Consider the following 19502-nt stretch of genomic DNA (forward strand, 5'->3'; position numbering starts at 1 on the left):
ACTCACTCCGCACTTCGGGCGCGTCAGAATCGGTTGCTGTCGGTGTCGTCGTCTTGTCCGGAGCCGTCGGCGCCGTCGAGCGCCAGGTCGAGGAGGCTCTGGAGGTCCATCGAGTCGATGGATTCGAGGGATTCGGCCTCGTCGGCCGGGTCCACGGGGCTGGGGGTGTCAGGTCCGGCGAGTCGGAGCAGCGTGTCGAGGAGGCCGGCCTCGCGGATGCGTCCCAGCGGCACGGTGGCGAGAGTCCGGCGCAGTTCGGCGTCCCGCGGGTCGGTGTCCACGACCGGGGCGGCGGTGCCGTCGCCGTCGGGGAACAGGGACGCCAGCAGGTGCCGGGTCAGAGCCTGCGGGTTGGGGTGGTCGAAGACCAGGCTGGACGGCAGGCGCAGCCCGCACGCGGCGCCGAGCCGGTTGCGCAGCTCGACGGCGGTGAGGGAGTCGAACCCGAGCTCCTTGAAGGCACGTTCGGGTGCGACGGCGTCTGCGGAAGCGTGGCCGAGGGCGGTCGCCGTGTGTTCGCGCACCAGCTCCAGCAGCGCGGCGGCTCGCTCGTCCCCGGTCAGTTCGGCCAGTCGGCGCAGCGCCTCGGGCGTGGCGTCGGCCGACTCCGGCGTGTCGCCGGCCGTGCCGCGCAGCGCGTCGCGCACCTCGGGCAGGTCACCGACGAGCGGGCGGGGCCGGGCCGCGGCGAAAACGGGCGCGAAGCGCGCCCAGTCCACGTCGGCGACGGTCAGGGTCGCGTCCCCGCCTGCCACGGCCCGCTCCAGGGCGAGCAGGTTGGTGGCGGGGGCGACGGGCGGCAGGCCGCGGCGGGTGAGCTGCTCCTCGGCGTCGCCCTCGGTGGCCATGCCGCTCTCCGCCCACGGGCCCCAGGCCACGGCGGTGGCGGCCAGGCCGCGGGCCGCGCGCCGCTCGGCGAGCGCGTCGAGGAAGGCGTTGGCCGCCGCGTACGCGCCCTGGCCGCCGCTGCCCCACACGCCCGCGATCGACGAGAAGAGCACGAACGCGTCGAGCGAGTCCGGCGTGTCGAACAGCGCGTCCAGGTGAACGGCGCCCGCCGTCTTGGCGGCCACCACCCGGGCGAAACCGGGCAGGTCCTCGGCGGTGCCGGGCGGCTGTGAGACGCCCGCCGCGTGCACCACGGCCCGTACCGGCGTACCGGCCCGGGCGAGCCCGGCCACCAGCGCGGCCAGCGCCTCACGGTCGGCGACATCGCAGGCCGCGAGGGTCACGGAGGCACCGAGCGCGGTCAGTTCGGCCTCGATGTCGGCCTCCCCGGGGGCGTCGGCGCCGCGCCGGCTGACCAGTACGAGGTGCTCGGCGCCGCGCTCGGCGAGCCGGCGCGCGACGTGGCGGCCGAGCGCGCCGGTGCCGCCCGTGACGAGGACCGTGCCGCGCGGGGTCCAGCCCGAGTCGGGCGCGGCGGACCCGGCACCGCGTACCAGGCGTCGTACGACGGTGCCGGTGGCGCGGACCGCCACCTGGTCCTCGTCGCCCGCCGCGGCGAGCACGGCCATCGCGGCGGCCAGGACGCGGTCGTCGCAGGTCGCGGGCAGGTCCATGAGTCCGCCCCAGTTCTCCGGGTGCTCCAGGGCTACGACTCGGCCCAGGCCCCAGACCTGCGTCTGGGCGGCACCTGCGAGGGTGTCGTCGGGCAGCGCCGCGACGGCCTCCCGGGTGACGCACCACAGCGGGGCACCGAGCCCGTCGATCACGCCGGCGATCGCGGAGGTCAGCGCGAGCCCGACGGGAACGCCCGGGTGGTCCGGGTGCTGGCGCTCGTCCAGCGCCAGCAGGGAGAGCACACCGGCGAGCGGCCCGTCCACGGCGGCAAGGCGCGCACCGAGCACGCTCGGGTCGGCGTCCTCGGCGTCGAGCGCGAGCGGTACGACCCGTGCGCCGCCCCCGCCCATCCGGTCCGTCAGCGCGCGCACCCAAGCGTCCTCGGCGTGCGAAGCCGGTACAGCGACGAGCCACGTACCCGAGGGCGTGCCCGTCCGCGCACCGGACCACGGCTGCCAGGCGACCCGGTAGAGCAGGCCGTCGACCCGCGAACGGTCCTGCTGGTCGCGGCGCCAGGCCGACAGCGCCGGCAGTACGTCGGCCAGCGGCCGGTCCGCGTCCAGTTCCGCGCCGACGAGCGAGGCGAGGTCCGCCCGCTCGACCGCGTCCCAGAAGCGGGCGTCGACGTTCGTCTCCTCGAGGCCGCGGCCGGGCGCCGCAGCGCCCGCGCCGACGGGCTCGGGCCAGAAGCGCCGCCCCTGGAAGGCGTACGTCGGCAGGTCGACGCGCCCGGCGCCCGTGCCGGAGTAGTACGCGGTCCAGTCGACGGGGGTGCCGTGGACGTGGGCGCGGGCGAGGGCGGTGGTGAGGGTGTGGGTCTCCTCCCGACCTGCGCGCAGGGCGGAGGTGAAGACGGTGGTGTCGGGGTTGTCGACGGACTCCTGGGCCATGGCGGAGAGGACGCCGTCGGGGCCGAGTTCGAGGTACGTGGTCACACCCGCGGCTTCGAGGGTGCGGATGCCGTCGCTGAAGCGCACGGCCTCACGGACGTGCCGGACCCAGAAGTCGGGGTCGGTCATGTCGTCGGTGACCACCGTGCCTGTGAGGTTGGAGACGATCGGGATACGGGGGCTCTCGTAGGTCAGGCCCTCGGCGACCTTGCGGAAGTCGGCGAGCATGCCGTCCATGTGCGGCGAGTGGAACGCGTGACTGACCGTGAGGTGCTTGGACTTGCGGTCCTTGAACGAGCGGACAACCCTCTCCGCCTCGTCCAGGTCACCCGCGATCACCACGGACCGGGGCCCGTTGATCGCCGCGATGCTCACGCGCTCGCTCAGGAGCGGCGCGACCTCCGCCTCGGCCGCCTCCAGCGCGACCATCACCCCACCCTCCGGCAGGGCCTGCATCAACCGACCACGAGCGGACACCAGCGTGCAGGCATCGTCGAGGCTCAGCACCCCGGCCACGTGCGCAGCCGCGATCTCACCGATCGAGTGACCGGACACGAAGTCCGGTGCGAGGCCCCACGACTCGACGAGACGGAACAACGCCACCTCCACCGCGAACAACGCAGGCTGCGCGAACTCCGTACGATTCAGCAGCTGCGCATCGTCCCCGAACAGCACGTCCTTCAGCGGGAGTTCGAGGTCCATCCGGCTCGCCACCGCATCCAGCGCCGCCGCGAACACCGGCTGGGACGCATACAACTCACGCCCCATACCCAGCCGCTGACTCCCCTGCCCGGTGAACAGGAAGGCGGTGCGGCCGTCGCCGGTCGAGCCGGTGACGGTGCTGGGCGCCGGTTCGCCGGCGGCCAGGCGCGCCAGGGCCTCGGTGAGCTCCGTACGGTCCCCGGCGACGATCGCCGCGCGCCGGTCGAGGTGCGCGCGACCGGTCGCCAGCGAGTGGGCGAGATCGAGCGGGCGCGTCCCCTCGGTGGCCTCGACCGACGCGAGCAGGTGGGCGGCCTGGGCGCGGAGGGCGTCCTCGGTGCGGGCCGAGAGCAGGAACGGCAGCGGGTGCGCGGGCCCTGTCGGGGTCTCCCCCACTGCGGCGGCCACCGACTCCGGGGCCTGCTCCACGATCGTGTGGGCGTTGGTGCCGCCGATGCCGAAGGACGAGATGCCGACGCGGCGCGGACGGCCGGTCTCGGGCCAGGCGACCGCCTCGGTGAGCAGGGAGATGTCCCCGGACGTCCAGTCGACGTGCGGCGTCGGCTCGTCCACGTGCAGGGTCCGGGGCAGGACCCCGTTCCGCATCGCCATGACCATCTTGATGACGCCCGCGACTCCGGCCGCGGCCTGCGTGTGCCCGAGGTTGGACTTGACGGAGCCGAGCAGCAGAGGCCGGTCCGCGTCACGCTCTCGGCCGTAGGTCGCCAGCAGGGCCTGGGCCTCGATCGGGTCGCCCAGTCGCGTTCCCGTGCCGTGCGCCTCGACCGCGTCGACCTCGTTTGCGGCCAGTCCCGCGCTCGCCAACGCGGCGCGGATGACGCGCTGTTGGGACGGACCGTTGGGCGCGGTCAGACCGTTGGAGGCGCCGTCCTGGTTCACGGCCGAACCACGGACCACCGCGAGCACCGGATGGCCCTTGGCGCGGGCCTGCGACAGCCGCTCCACGAGCAGCATGCCCACGCCCTCGCCCCAGCCCGTACCGTCCGCAGCCGCCGCGAACGCCTTGCAACGCCCGTCGGGCGACAGGCCGCCTTGCCGGCTGAACTCGGTGAAGGTCCCCGGGGTGGACATCACGGTGACGCCACCGGCGAGGGCCATGTCGCACTCGCCGTTGCGCAGCGCCTGGACCGCCCAGTGCAGGGCGACGAGCGAGGAGGAGCAGGCTGTGTCGACCGTGACCGCGGGGCCTTCGAGTCCGAGGACGTAGGAGACGCGGCCGGACAGCACGCTGCCCGCGTTGCCGGTCATCACATGGCCGCTCACGCCGTCCGCTCCGGACTCCTCCAGGTGGGCGTCGTAGGCGCCGTAGCCCGCGCCGACGAAGACACCGGCGCGGCTGCCGCGCAGCGAGTTCGGGTCGATGCCGGCCCGCTCGACGGCCTCCCAGGCGGTTTCCAGCAGCAGCCGCTGCTGGGGGTCCATGGCCAGGGCCTCGCGCGGGGAGATGCCGAAGAAGTCGGCGTCGAAGGTGTCGGCGTCGTGCAGGAAGCCGCCGGTGAAGGGCCGGCCGTCCTGGCCGGTGAGCCGGCCCGCGGTCTCCCAGCCCCGGTTCACGGGCAGCCCGGAGATCGCGTCGGCGCCGGACTCGACGAGTCGCCACAGGTCCTCGGGGGTGCGCACACCGCCGGGGTATCGGCAGCTCATGCCCACGACGGCGATGGGGTCGTCGGCGGGGCCCGCGGCGGTCTGCGGCACGCCCTCGCCATCCGAAGTCTCGAAGTTCGCGTCTCCGCCGAGGAGTTCGTCGCGCAGATGGCGGGCGAGGACGGCGGGCGAGGCGTAGTCGAAGACGAGGGTGGCGGAGAGCTTCAGCCCCGTGGCGGTGTTCATCCGGTTGCGCAGCTCTACGGCGGTCAGCGAGTCGAAGCCGAGGTCCTTGAACGCCTTTGCCGTGTCGACCTGTTCGGGCGAGGCGTGTCCGAGGGTGCCGGCGACCTGCTTACGGACCAGGTCGAGCAGGGCCCGGTCCTGTTCGGCGACGGGCAGCCGTCGCAGGCGCTCGGCGAGCGGGGTGCCGCCCCCGGCGCGCAGGTGGGCCCTGCGCCGGCCGCCGGCGCCCAGGAGTGTCCGGAACACCGGGGCGACCGGGCCGGGCCCGGCGGCGGCACGCAGCGCGGTGAGGTTCAGCCGGGCCGGCACCAGGAGCGCACGGTCGGCGGCGAGGGCCGCGTCGAGCAGGGCCATGCCGTCGGTGGCGGACAGCGCGCCCACGCCATGCCGCTCCATGCGGCGCAACTGGGCCGCGTCGAGTGCGCCGGTCATGGTGCTCGCGTCGGTCCACCTACCCCAGGCGAGCGAGGTGGCCGGCAGTCCTTGGGCGCGGCGGTGCTGGGCGAGCGCGTCCAACAGGACGTTGGCGGCGGCGTAGTTGGCCTGGCCCGCCGCACCGAGGGTGCCGGCGACGGCGGAGTAGAGGACGAACGCCGCGAGCGGCAGGTCCCGGGTCAGCTCGTGCAGGTGGAGCGCGGCGTCCGCCTTCGGCCGCAGAACGGCGGCCAGGCGCTCGGGCGTGAGGGAGGCCAGCACGCCGTCGTCGAGGACACCGGCGGTGTGCACGACCGCCGTCAGCGGGTGCTCGGCGGACACGGAGGCGAGGACACCTGCCAGTGCGTCCCGGTCGGCGGCGTCGCAGGCCGCCCAGGTGACGTCGGCGCCCAACTGGGCCAGCTCGGCTGCCCGTTCGGGAGCGTCCGGCGCCTCGGCGCCACGGCGGCTGAGCAGCAGCAGGTGCCGTACGCCGTGCTCGGCGACCAGGTGACGGGCGACGATCCCGGCGAGGGTGCCGGTGCCGCCGGTGATCAGGACGGTGCCGTCCGGGTCGAGGGCGGACACCTCGGCACGGGCGCCGGGGCGGCTGCGGGTGAGGCGGGGCGCGCAGAACTCCCCGGCGCGCAGCATGAGTTCCGGCTCTCCGCAGGCCAGGCCCGCGAGGACCCCGGCCGAGACGTCCGCGTCCGACACGTCCAGATCTGCCAGGACGAACCGGCCGGGGTTCTCCGTCTCGGCGGAGCGCACCAGGCCCCAGACGGCGGCGTGCGCCAGGTCTGTCACCGACTCGTCGGGAGCGGCGACCGCGCCCCGGGTCACCACGACGAGGCGTGCGTCGGCGAACCGCTCGTCGGCCGTCCACTCCTGGACGAGCGCGAGCGCGCGCCGCGTCGCCGCGTGCAGTGCTCCGGTCCGGTCGTCGTCCGCCTCCGGACCGGCCGGCACGAGCGGGGCGACGACGTACGCCGGTACGGGTGCCCCGGCGTCGATCGCGGCGGCCAGCGCCGCCAGGTCCGCGTAGGGGGTGGCGGGACCGAACGCGTCGGTCCCGAGCACCGCCCAGCCCCCTGAGGCTCCGGCGGCCGGGCTCACGGGCACCCAGTCGAGCTGGAACAGCGCGTCGCGGACGACGTCGGGCGTGCCCTCGTCGACCTGCGCGTAGGGGTTCGGTACGAGCATGCCCACGGTGGCGACCGGGTCGCCGAGGTCGTCGGCGAGGTCGAGCGTCAGGGCGCCGTCACCGAGGGAGCGAATGCGGGCGCGCAGCGCGCCGGCGCCGTGCGCGTGCAGGGCGACGCCGGTCCAGGCGCCCGCTACCGGGCCGGTGGCGGGCGGCTCGCCGTCCAGAGCGCGGGCGGCCCGGGCGACGGCGTCGAGCAGCGCCGGGTGAAGGCCGAAGCGGCCCGCCTCGGCGTCGTCCTCGGGCAGCCGCACCTCGACGAAGAGGTCCCCGTCGCGCCGCCAGGCGGCCTCGACCAGGTCCGTCCCGGTCGGCGCGTCGGCCGGCACGGGTTCGGCGCCGACCGGCGGCCACTGCGCCAGCTCGAACGGCGCGGCCGGCGCAGTGGGCGCGACGACCCCTCGGGCGTGGCAGGTCCAGGGCGCGTCCGCCGGGGCGTCCTCGGCGCGCGCGGAGACGGTCAGGGCACGGCGGCCCCGCTCGTCGGCGCCCGCCACGAACACCTGGAGCCGTACGGCGCCCTCGGCGGGCAGCGTGAGCGGCGCCCCGGGCGTCAGCTCCTCGACGTACCCGCAGCCGGCCCGGTCGGCGGCGTGCAGGGCGAGCTCGACGAGCGCGGCACCGGGCAGCACACCCTCGGCCCCGGCCCAGGGCCGCGCGCCCGGGGCGAGCCGACCGGTGAGCAGGACGCCGTCGGTGTCGGCCAGCGCGACGGCCGCGCCGAGCAACGGGTGCCCGGCGGGGTCCAGCCCGGCCCCGCTCACGTCTCCGGTGCCGCCGAAGCCGGGCTCCAGCCAGTAGCGCTCGCGCTGGAAGGCGTACGTCGGGAGGTCGACCCGGCGGGCGCCCGTACCGGCGAAGTACGCGGCCCAGTCGACGCGCGTGCCGTTTACGTGCGCGAGGGCGAGCGCGGTGACGGCGGTCTCGTTGTCGTCGCGCCCGGCGCGCAGGACGGGGACGAAGGCAGCGGCGTCGTCGTTCTCGACGCAGTCCTGGGCCATGGCGGAGAGCACACCGTCCGGGCCCAGCTCGACGAACGTGGTGACGCCCGCGGTCTCCAGGGCGCGGATGCCGTCGTGGAAACGGACCGCCTCGCGGACGTGACGGACCCAGAACTCGGGCTGCGTCAACTGCTCCGAAGCGAGAGCACCGCTCACATTCGAGATCACCGATATCTTCGGCAGCTCGTACGTCAGGGATTCCGCGACCTCGCGGAAGGCGTCCAGCATGCCGTCCATGTGCGGCGAGTGGAAGGCGTGACTCACGGTGAGCCGCGTGGACTTGCGACCGCTGAACGATCGCGCAATCCTTTCCGCCTGCTCCGCATCTCCCGCGATCACCACGGACTGCGGGCCGTTGACGGCGGCAATGCTCACGCGCTCGTTGAGCAGCGGCGTGACCTCGTCCTCCTTGGCCTGAAGCGCGATCATCACCCCGCCCTCGGGCAACGCCTGCATCAGCCGACCCCGGGCGGACACCAGCTTGCAGGCGTCCTCCAGCGACAGCACCCCTGCCACATGGGCGGCCGCGATCTCACCGATCGAATGGCCGACGACGAAGTCCGGCTTCACACCCCACGACTCGAACAGCCGGAACAACGCCACCTCTACGGCGAACAACGCAGGCTGCGCGAACTCCGTACGATTCAGCAGCTCCGCATCGTCCCCGAACAGCACTTCCTTCAGCGGCAGTTCGAGGTGGCGGTCGAGCTCGGCGCAGACCTCGTCCAGGGCACGGGCGAAGACCGGGTGGGCCGCGTAGAGCCCACGGCCCATCCCGAGCCGCTGACTGCCCTGCCCCGTGAACAGGAACGCCGTGCGACCGGCCTTGATGGCCGTGCCCCGCACCAGTCCGGGGGCCGACTCCCCCTCGGCGAGGGCCGCGAGGGTGCGGGTCAGATCGTCACCGGTGCGGCCGATGAGCACGGCGCGGTGCTCCTGGGCGGCGCGGGTGGTGGCGAGTGAGTGGGCGAGGTCGAGCGGGCGCGCGCCGACGAGGTCGGTACCGACCGCGGCGTGCAGCCGGGCGGCCTGGGCGTGCAGGGCGGCGTCACTGCGGCCGGAGATGGTCCAGGGCAGTACGGCGGGAGCGGTGACCGGCGCGGCGGTCTCCTCCTCGGCCTCCGGCTCGGGGGCCTGTTCGAGGACGGTGTGCGCGTTGGTGCCGCTGACGCCGAAGGCCGAGACGGCCGCGCGGCGGGGCGCGTCGGTGCTGGGCCAGGGCTCGGCCTCGGTGAGCAGCGTGACGGCGCCGCCGGACCAGTCCACGGCCGGAGTGGGCTCGTCCACGTGCAGGGTCTTCGGCATTACGCCGTGGCGCATGGCCATGACCATCTTGATGATGCCCGCGACACCGGCGGCGGCCTGGGTGTGCCCGAGGTTGGACTTCAGCGAGCCCAGGCGCAGTGGCCGGTCGGCGGCCCTGTCCTGGCCATAGGTGTTGAGCAGGGCCTGGGCCTCGATGGGGTCGCCGAGGGTGGTGCCGGTGCCGTGCGCCTCGACCACGTCGATCTCGGCCGCGGAGAGCTGGGCGTTCTCCAGCGCCTGGCGGATGACGCGCTGCTGGGCGGGCCCGTTGGGGGCGGTGAGGCCGTTGCTGGCGCCGTCCTGGTTGACGGCGGAGCCGCGCACGACGGCGAGGACCTGGTGGCCGTTGCGCCGGGCGTCGGACAGGCGCTCCACGAGGAGCACGCCGACGCCTTCGGACCAGCCGGTGCCGTCCGCGGAGGCGGCGAAGGACTTGCAGCGCCCGTCGGCGGCGAGCCCGCGTTGCCGGCTGAACTCGACGAAGACGTCCGGGTTGGGCATCACACACACGCCGCCGACCAGGGCGAGCGAGCACTCGCGCTGACGCAGTGCCTGGGCGGCCAGGTGCAGGGCGACCAGCGAGGACGAGCAGGCGGTGTCGATGGTGGCGGCCGGGCCCTCCAGTCCGAAGACGTACGCGAGCCGGCCGGACAGGACACTGGTGGCGGCGCCCGTGAGCAGCAGTCCCTCCAGCCCTTCCGGGACCTCTGCGAGGTCGGCGCCGTACCCCATGGCGCCTGCGCCGACGTAGACGCCGGTGCGGCTGCCGCGGACCTCGGTGGGGTCGATTCCGGCCCGTTCGAAGACCTCCCAGGAGGTCTCCAGCAGCAGGCGCTGCTGGGGGTCCATGGCGAGTGCCTCGCGCGGGGATATCCCGAAGAATCCGGGGTCGAATTCCGTGGCGCCGTCGAGGAATCCGCCGCCGGTGTTGTAAAAGGTTCCCTTCTTGTCCGGGTCGGGGTCGGCGAGGGAAGCGACGTCCCAGCCCCGGTCGACGGGGAATCCGGAGATGGCGTCGCCGCCCTCGGCCACCAGGTGCCAAAGGTCTTCGGGCGAGCGCACGCCGCCGGGGAAACGGCAGCTCATCGCCACGATCGCGATCGGCTCCCGGGCATCCGCCTCGGTCTCCTGGAGGCGGCGCCGGGCTCGGCGCAGCTCCGCGGTCATCCACTTCAGGTTTTCGAGCAGTTTTTCTTCGTTCGCGCCGGTCATCGGAACGTCACCTCCTGGGAAACTGCGAAATGGATGCGGAAAACGGGCTCGATCATCGGATCGGTGGTCAGATAGGCCATCGGATCGGTCATCAGGTCAGGATTTTCCGAATTCGTTGTTGATGATGTCGAAGAGGTCGTCGGCGGATACCGAGTCGAGGGATTCTTCGTCGCCCTCTCCGATGACCGCTCGCTCCGCCCTGTTCCAGTTGGCCAGGAGCGCTTCGAGCCGTGCGGTGACGCGGGCGCGTTCGGTGGTTTCCCCGGGGACCGAGGTGAGGAGGTATTCCAGCTTGTCGATCTCGGCGAGGGCGGGCAGCGGTGCCGAGGTGTCCTCGCCCAGGAGTTCCGCCCGGATGTGGGCGGCCAGTGCGGTCGGGGTGGGGTGGTCGAAGACCAGCGCGGCCGAAAGCTTCAGTCCAGTGGCGGAGTTGAGGCGGTTGCGCAGTTCGACCGCCGTCAGCGAGTCGAAGCCCAGTTCCTTGAAGGCGTGCGTGGCCGCGATCTCGGCCGCGCCGTCGTGGCCGAGCACGGCCGCGACGTGCGTACGGACCAGGTCCAGAGCGACGCGTTCCGCCTCCTCCGCCGACTTGCCGCGCAACTCGGCTGCGATATCGGCGACTTGGGCGCCGGCCGCCTCCTGCTGTTCCTCGGCGAGCGCGCGGCGCACCTCGGGCAGATCGGCGATGAGCGGCCGGGAGCGGGCCGCGACGAAGGCCGGCACGAACCGCTCCCAGTCGACGTCCGCGATCGTCACGGCCGTGTCGTCCGTGTCCAGCACCTGCTGCAAGGCGCCCATCGCGAACTCCGGTGCCATGGGAGCCAGTCCGCGACGACGCAGCTGCTCGGCGGCTTCCTCGTCGGCGACCAGACCGCCGCCGTCCCACGGGCCCCAGGCCACGGAGGTGGCCGTGCGGCCGTCGGCTCGGCGCCGCTGCGCGAGGGCGTCCAGGTGGGCGTTGGCGGCGGCATAGGCGGCCTGGCCGCCGCTGCCCCAGACGCCGGCGATGGACGAGAAGAGGACGAAGGCGTCCAACTCCGTGTCGCCCAGCAACTCGTCCAGGTGTGTGGCGCCGGTGACCTTGGCGTCGACCACCTCGGCGAGCCCGTCGGGCGCGATGTCGTCGAGCGGCGTGAACTGTCCGGCACCCGCGGTGTGGAAGACCGCCGTCAGGCCGGTCAGCCCTGCGAGCAGTCCGGACACCGCGTTCCGGTCGGTCACGTCGCAGGCGACGACCGTGGCACGTGCACCCGACTCCTCGATTTCCCGCACCAGTTCGCCCGCTCCCGGCGCGCCCGGTCCGCGCCGGCCGACCAGCACCACGTGCTCGGCCCCGCCGTCCGCAAGCCAGCGGGCGACGTGCCCGCCGAGCGCCCCGGTGCCTCCGGTGACGAGGACGGTGCCGCGCGGGGTCCACGCGGTGCGCCCCTCGGGGAGTTCGCCGCCGGTCGCGGCGTGGCCGATGCGACGGGCCAGCAGCCCTGAGGCACGTACCGCGAGCTGGTCCTCGTCGCCCTGGCCGGCGAGCGCGGCGAGCAACAGGTCGCCGGCCCGCTCGTCCCGTACGACCGGCAGGTCCAGGAGCCCGCCCCAGCGCTCCGGATGCTCCAGCGCGACGACCCGGCCCAGGCCCCAGACCTGCGCCTGGGCCACGCTCTCGACCTTCTCGGCCGGGGTGACGGCCACGGCGCCGGCGGTGGCGCACCACAGCCGTGCGTCGATCCCGGCGTCGCCGAGGGCCTGGACGAGAACGCCCGTCTGGATCAGCCCGGTCGGCACCGCCGGGTGGGCGGGGTGCGGGTCCTCGGCGAGCGCCAGCAAGGACAGCACGCCGTCGGCCGCGCTGCCTGCGAGCGCCGCGCGCAGCCGGTCGGCCAGCGCCGCGCGGTCGGCGGCGGCCGCTGCGACGGTCACCTCGCGTACGTCCGTGCCGGCCCCGGCCAGGGCCGCCCGCACCGCGTCGGCGACCGCGTGACCGCCCTCGGGCGTCACCAACAGCCAGGTCCCCGTGGGCCGGGCGCCGGGCGTCAGGCCCGCCGGTCGCCAGGTGACGGCGTACCGCCACCCGTCCGCGACGGATCGCTCGGCGCGCCTGCGCCGCCATGCGGACAGTGCGGGCAGCAGGGCACTGAGCGGCTGGTCGGCGTCCACGCCCAGCGCGCCGGAGAGCGCGGCCGGGTCCGCCGTGTCCACGGCCGCCCAGAACTCGGCGTCCACCGCGCCTCCGGTGTCCGTTCCCCCGGTCGCCGCACCGGTGACCACCGCCTCCTCCAGCCAGTAGCGCTTGCGCTGGAAGGCGTACGTGGGCAGGTCCACGCGCTCGGCGCCCGTACCTGCGAAGTACGTCGCCCAGTCGACGCGCGCCCCGTGGGCGTACGCCGTGGCGAGGGCCGCCAGAGCGGTCCGGACCTCGTCACGGCCGCCTCGGAGGGCGGGGGCGAAGACGGCGTTCTCGTTCCCCACGCAGTCCTGGGCCATGGTCGAGAGGATCCCGTCGGGGCCCAACTCCAGGTAAGTGGTGACGCCCTGGGCCTCCAGAGTGCGGATACCGTCGGCGAAGCGGACCGCCTCACGGACGTGCCGGACCCAGAAGTCGGGGTCGGTCATGTCGTCCGTGACCACCGTGCCGGTCAGGTTCGACACGACCGGGATACGGGGGGATTCGTAGGTCAGGCCCTCGGCGACCTTGCGGAAGTCGGCGAGCATCCCGTCCATGTGCGGCGAGTGGAACGCGTGACTGACCGCGAGGCGCTTGGACCTGCGGTCCTTGAACGATCCGGCGATCCTCTCCGACTCATCCGCGTCGCCGGCGATCACGACCGACCGCGGACCGTTGATGGCGGCGATGCTCACGCACTCGTTCAGGAGCGGCACGACCTCGTCCTCGGTCGCCTCCAGCGCGATCATCACCCCACCCGCGGGAAGGGCCTGCATCAGCCGTCCTCGGGCCGAGACGAGCCGGCACGCGTCGTCCAGGGACAGCACCCCGGCCACATGCGCGGCAGCGATCTCACCGATCGAGTGCCCGGCGACGAAGTCAGGCGCGAGGCCCCACGACTCGACGAGCCGGAACAACGCCACCTCGACGGCGAACAGCGCCGGCTGCGCGAACTCCGTACGGTTCAGCAGCTCCGCATCGTCCCCGAACAGCACGTCCTTCAGCGGGAGTTCGAGGTCCATCCGACTCGCCACCGCATCCAGCGCCATCGCGAAGACCGGGTACGCCGCGTTCAACTCCCGCCCCATACCCAGCCGCTGGCTCCCCTGCCCGGTGAACAGGAAGGCGAGTGCGCCGTCGATGGCGATGCCGCGCACCGTTTCCGGTGCCTGGTCGCCCGCCGCCAGCGCGTCGAGCGCCGCGAGGAAGGCGTCCCGGTCGGCGCCGACGACCACCGCACGGTGGTCCAGGGCGGCCCGGGAGGTGGCGAGGGAGTGGGCGACGTCGATCGGGGCCGGCGAACCGTGGGAGGCGACCCGGGCGCGCAGCGCACGGGCCTGGGCCCGAAGGGCCGTGTCGGTCTTGGCCGACAGGAGCCACGGCACGACCTCGCCGGCGGACGTCGGGGCGGGCCGATCCTCCTCCGGGGAGGCGGGGGCCTGCTCCAGGACGCTGTGCGCGTTCGTCCCGCTGAAGCCGAAGGAGGAGATGCCGGCCCGGCGCGGACGGCCGGTCTCCGGCCACGCCGTCGCCTCGGTGAGCAGCGAGATGTCGCCCGCCTCCCAGTCGACGTGCGGCGTCGGCTCGTCCACGTGCAGCGTGGGCGGGAGCACGCCGTGCCGCATCGCGAGCACCATCTTGATCACGCCCGCGACACCGGCCGCGGCCTGTGTGTGCCCGATGTTCGACTTGATGGAGCCCAGGTGCAGCGGCAGCCCCTCCGGACGGTCCTTCCCGTACGTCGCCAACAGGGCCTGCGCCTCGATGGGGTCGCCCAGCCGGGTGCCGGTGCCGTGCGCCTCCACCGCGTCCACCTGGCCGGTGGACAGCCCGGCATTCGCCAACGCGGCGCGTATGACCCGCTGTTGGGACGGACCATTGGGAGCGGTCAGACCGTTGGACGCACCGTCCTGGTTGATGGCCGAGCCACGCACGATCGCCAGCACCGGGTGACCGTTGCGGCGGGCGTCGGACAGCCGCTCCACGAGCAGCATGCCCACGCCCTCACCCCAGCCCGTTCCGTCGGCCGTGGCGGCGAACGCCTTGACCCGACCGTCCGCCGCGAGCCCGCGCTGCCGACTGAAGTCGATGTACGCGCCCGGGGACGACATCACGGTCGCGCCGCCCGCGAGGGCCAGATCGCACTCGCCGTTGCGCAGCGCCTGGGCCGCCCAGTGCAGGGCGACCAGCGACGCCGAGCAGGCCGTGTCGACGGTCACCGCCGGGCCCTCAAGACCGAAGGCGTAGGAAAGGCGGCCGGAGACGACGCTCGCCGCGCTGCCCGTGCCGAGGAAGCCCTCGATGCCGTCCGGGACCGCACGCAATGTCGCCCCGTAGTCCTGGCCGTTGGTGCCGACGAACACACCGGCCTGGCTGCCGCGCAGCGAGTTCGGGTCGATGCCTGCCCGCTCGAACGCCTCCCACGAGGTTTCGAGGAGCAATCGCTGCTGCGGGTCCATCGCCAGCGCCTCGCGCGGCGAGATCCCGAAGAAGTCCGCGTCGAACTCGGCCGCTTCGTACAGGAACCCGCCCTCACGGGCATAGAAGGTGCCCTGCTTGTCGGGGTCGGGGCTGTAGAGCTTGTCGAGGTCCCACCCGCGGTCGGTCGGGAACTCCCCGATGGCGTCGCCGCCTTCGAGTAGAAGCTTCCAGAGGTCCTCGGGTGTCCGTACGCCGCCGGGGAACCGGCAGCTCATCGCGACGATCGCGATCGGGTCGTCGTCCACCGCGGGCGCCGCCGCCGGGGTGGCCTCCAACACCGGCTGACTGCCCAGCAGTTCGTCTCGCAGGTGCTGCGCCAGGGCCGCCGCCGTCGGATAGTCGAAGACGAGCGTCGCGGAAAGGCGCACGCCGGTGGCGGCACCGAGCCGGTTGCGCAGCTCGACGGCGGTGAGCGAGTCGAACCCCAGCTCCTTGAAGGCGCGTTCGGCTCCCACGGACTCCGATCCGCCGTGCCCGAGCACGGCCGCCACCTGGGTACGGACCAGAGCCAGCAGCTCCTTCTCCTGCTCGGCCCGCGACTGGCCGGCCAGTCGCGCCGCCAGCGGTACCGCCCCTCCGGCGGAACCGGCCGACGCCACCTCCTCGACCCGCGCCTCGGGCAGCTCGGACAGCAGACCGGACGGCCGTACGGCGGTGAGGGTCGGGGCGTAGCGCTGCCAGTCCACGTCGCCCACCAGCAGGGCCGCCTCGGTGGAACCGACGCTGCGAACCATCGCCGTCAGCGCTGCCTCGGGCGCCATCGGCGGCACACCGCCCTGGCGCATACGGGCCTCCAGCACCTGGTCGGCGGCCATACCGCCGTCGGCCCACGGGCCCCAGGCGAGCGAGGTCGCGGCCAGCCCGTCCGCGCGGCGCTGCTCGGCCAGGGCGTCCAAGTAGGCGTTGGCGGCGGCGTAGTTGGCCTGACCCGCCGTGCCGATGGTGCCGCTCATGGAGGCGAACAGCACGAACGCATCGAGCTCTATGCCGAGTTCGCCCGTCAGCTCGTGCAGGTTGCGGGCCGATTCCGCCTTGGCCCGAAGGACTGCGGCGAAACGGACCGGGGTGAGCGTGTCGAGCATGCCGTCGTCGAGGACGCCGGCGGTGTGGACCACGGCCGTCAAGACGTCCGCCTCGGCGGCAAGCAGCTCGCGCAGCGCGTCCCGGTCCGCGGCATCGCACGCCACCACGGACACGTCCACACCCAAGTCGGTCAGTTCGGCGGCGAGTTCGGCAGCACCCGGGGCATCCATACCCCGGCGGCTGGTCAGCACCAGGCGCTGGGCGCCCTCGGCGGCCAACCTCCGGGCGACCTTGCCGCCCAGCACACCCGTCCCACCGGTGACCAGGACGGTGCCGGACGGGGTCCAGGAACCCTGGCTGTGAGGGGCGCGGACGAGACGACGGCCGTAGACGCCCGAGTCACGCACCGCGACCTGGTCCTCGCCCGGATCCGCACCGGCGAGCACGCCCACCAGCCGCGCCCCGGCCCGCTCTTCCAGCTCGGCCGGAACGTCGACCAGGCCGCCCCAGCGGTCCGGATGCTCCAGCGCCACCACACGACCCAGGCCCCACACCTCGGCGGCAACCGGGTCGGCCAGCCGCTCGGAGCGGCCGACCGAAACAGCGCCCCGCGTCACCGCCCACAACGGAGCCGTGACACCGACATCACTCAGTGCCTGCACCAGAGCAGCGCTCTCCACCACACCCAGGAGGGAGACGACACCCGCGAGGTCGGCCGGATCGGCGAGCAGTCCGGCCAGCGCGGCGCGGTCGGCACCGGCCTCGACGGCGAGCGTACGCACCACGGCGCCCGCACCCGACAGCGCGGCCACCACGTCGGTCGCTTGGCCCGGGTCGGTCGACACGACCAGCCACGTACCGCTCAGCCCGTCGGCGGCGGTACCGGTCAGCGGCTTCCAGCTGACGCGGTAACGCCAACCATCCACGTCCGACTGGACCTTGCGGCGCTTGCGCCAGGCCGAAAGGGCCGGCAACAGTTCGGTGACTGTGGCGTCGTCGGCCACGTCCAGTTCGGCGGTCAGGGAGTCCCAGTCCGCCTCCTCGACCGCGTCCCAGAAACCGTCGTCAACACCGTCGTCCACCACGCGTGCGACACCCGACAGGTCCAGCCAGTAGCGCGAGCGCTGGAAGGCGTACGTCGGCAGGTCGGCCGTCAGCGATGAGGCGTCGCCGCCGACGCCGCCGAAGAAGGCGCGCCAGTCGAACCTGGTGCCCCGTACGTAGGCCTGGGCAAGGGCCGCGACGGCTGTCTCGGCCTCGTCACGCCCGCCGCGAAGGGCGGGGACGAAGGCAGCGGCGTCGGCGTTCTCGACGCAGTCCTGGGCCATGGCGGAGAGCACCCCGTCCGGACCCAGCTCGACGAACGTGGTGACGCCCGCCGTCTCCAGGGCGCGGACTCCGTCGTGGAAACGGACCGCCTCGCGGACGTGACGGACCCAGAACTCGGGCTGCGTCAACTGCTCCGAAGCAAGAGCACCGCTCACATTCGAGATCACCGATATCTTCGGCAGCTCGTACGTCAGGGACTCCGCCACGGCGCGGAATTCGTCGAGCATGCCGTCCATGTGCGGCGAGTGGAAGGCGTGACTGACGGTCAGCCGCTTCGACTTGCGGTCGCCGAACGATCCGGCGATCCGCTCGGCCTCCTCCGCATCACCCGCGATCACCACCGACCCCGGACCGTTGATCGCGGCAATGCTCACGCGCTCGCCGAGCAGCGGCGTGACCTCGTCCTCCGTCGCCTGGAGCGCGATCATGACTCCGCCCTCGGGCAGCGCCTGCATCAACCGACCCCGGGCCGACACCAGCTTGCAGGCGTCCTCCAGGCTCAGCACGCCCGCCACATGTGCGGCCGCGATCTCACCGATCGAGTGCCCGGACACGAAGTCCGGCCGCACACCCCACGACGCGAACAGCCGGAAGAGGGCGACCTCCACCGCGAACAACGCAGGCTGCGCGAACTCCGTACGGTTCAACAGCTCGGCGTCATCCCCGAACAACACCTCCCGCAAGGGCAGTTCGAGATCCAGCCGCTCCGCCACCGCGTCCAGCGCCTCCGCGAACACCGGCTGCGAGGCGTACAACTCACGCCCCATACCCAGCCGCTGACTCCCCTGCCCCGTGAACAGGAAGGCAAGCTTGCCACCGACAGCCGAGCCGCTGACGACACCGCGGTCGGTGCGCCCCTCGGCGAGGGCGGCTAGCCCGGCCAGCAGGCCCTCGCGGTCGCCCGCCACGACCGCGGCCCGCTCGTCGAACGAGACACGGCCCAGCGCCAGGGCACGCCCGATCTCGCTCGCAGCCACTTCCGGAGCACCCGTCGCATACGCGAGCAGTGCTCGCGCCTGGTCCCGCAGGGCCTCCGAGCTCTTCCCGGACAGCGCCCACGGCACCACACCGACCTCCGCCACCGGAGAAACCTCCGGCTCCGGGGCCTGCTCGATGATCGTGTGAGCGTTGGTGCCGCTGATACCGAACGAGGAGACACCCGCGCGGCGCGGGCGACCCGTCTCCGGCCACGCCACCTCCGCGGCCAGCAGCGAGACGGCACCCGTCTCCCAGTCCACCTGCGGAGTCGGCTCGTCGACGTGCAGCGTTTGCGGCAGCATCCCGTAGCGCATCGCCATGACCATCTTGATGATGCCCGCGACACCGGCCGCGGCCTGCGTGTGCCCGATGTTCGACTTGATCGAACCCAGGTGCAGCGGCCGACCCTCGTCACGGTCCCGGCCGTAGGTCGCCAGCAGCGCCTGCGCCTCGATCGGGTCACCCAGCCGCGTACCCGTACCGTGCGCCTCCACCGCGTCCACCTCGGACGTCGACAGACCGGCACTCGCCAGCGCCTCACGGATGACGCGCTGCTGCGAGGGACCGTTCGGGGCGGTCAGACCGTTGGACGCGCCGTCCTGGTTGACGGCCGAACCACGCACGACCGCGAGCACCGGATGCCCCTTGGCCCGGGCGTCCGAGAGACGCTCCACGAGAAGCATGCCCGCGCCCTCGCCCCAGCCCGTGCCGTCGGCGGCCGCCGCGAACGACTTGCAGCGGCCGTCCACCGACAGACCGCGCTGCCGACTGAAGTCCACGAAGGTCTCCGGCGTCGCCATGACCGCGACACCACCGGCGAGCGCCATGTCGCACTCGCCGCTGCGCAGCGCCTGCACGGCGAGGTGCAGAGCGACCAGCGACGACGAGCAGGCGGTGTCCACGGTGACGGCCGGACCTTCCAGACCGAACACGTACGAGAGCCGACCGGAGGCGATGCTGCCGGAGGTACCCGTGCCGAGGTAGCCCTCGACCCCCTCGGGCAGTTCACCGCCGTCACCGATCGCGTAGTCGTGATACATCACCCCCGCGAACACACCCGTACGGCTGCCACGCATCGACGACGGGTCGATACCCGCGCGCTCGAAGGCCTCCCACGAGGTCTCCAGCAGCAGCCGCTGCTGCGGATCCATCGCGAGCGCCTCGCGCGGGGAGATGCCGAAGAAGTCCGCGTCGAACTCGGCGGCGTCGTGCAGGAAACCGCCCTCCCGCGTGTACGAGGTGCCGGCGTGGTCCGGGTCCGGGTGGTAGAGCGAGTCGATGTCCCAGCCGCGATCGACGGGGAAGGTGGTGATGCCGTCACCACCGGTGGCGACGAGCCGCCACAGGTCCTCGGGCGAGCGGACACCGCCAGGGAAGCGGCAGCCCATGCC

At 73.4% G+C, this 19502-nt stretch carries 2 protein-coding genes; both read right to left on the reverse strand.

From position 1 onward, the window contains the following. Positions 1–23 precede the first annotated feature (23 nt). The gene (locus tag ACZ4N5_RS41280) at positions 24–10118 is read right to left on the reverse strand and encodes a type I polyketide synthase (protein WP_467762112.1); all 10095 of its coding nucleotides are present in this window, start codon (positions 10116–10118) and stop codon (positions 24–26) included. 120 nt (positions 10119–10238) lie between these two features. Then, positions 10239–19502, reverse strand: a 9264-nt coding sequence (locus tag ACZ4N5_RS41285; protein ID WP_467762111.1) for a type I polyketide synthase, incomplete at its 5' end; no start/stop codon positions are given.

This window comes from Streptomyces sp. NPDC026500 (assembly GCF_055567635.1).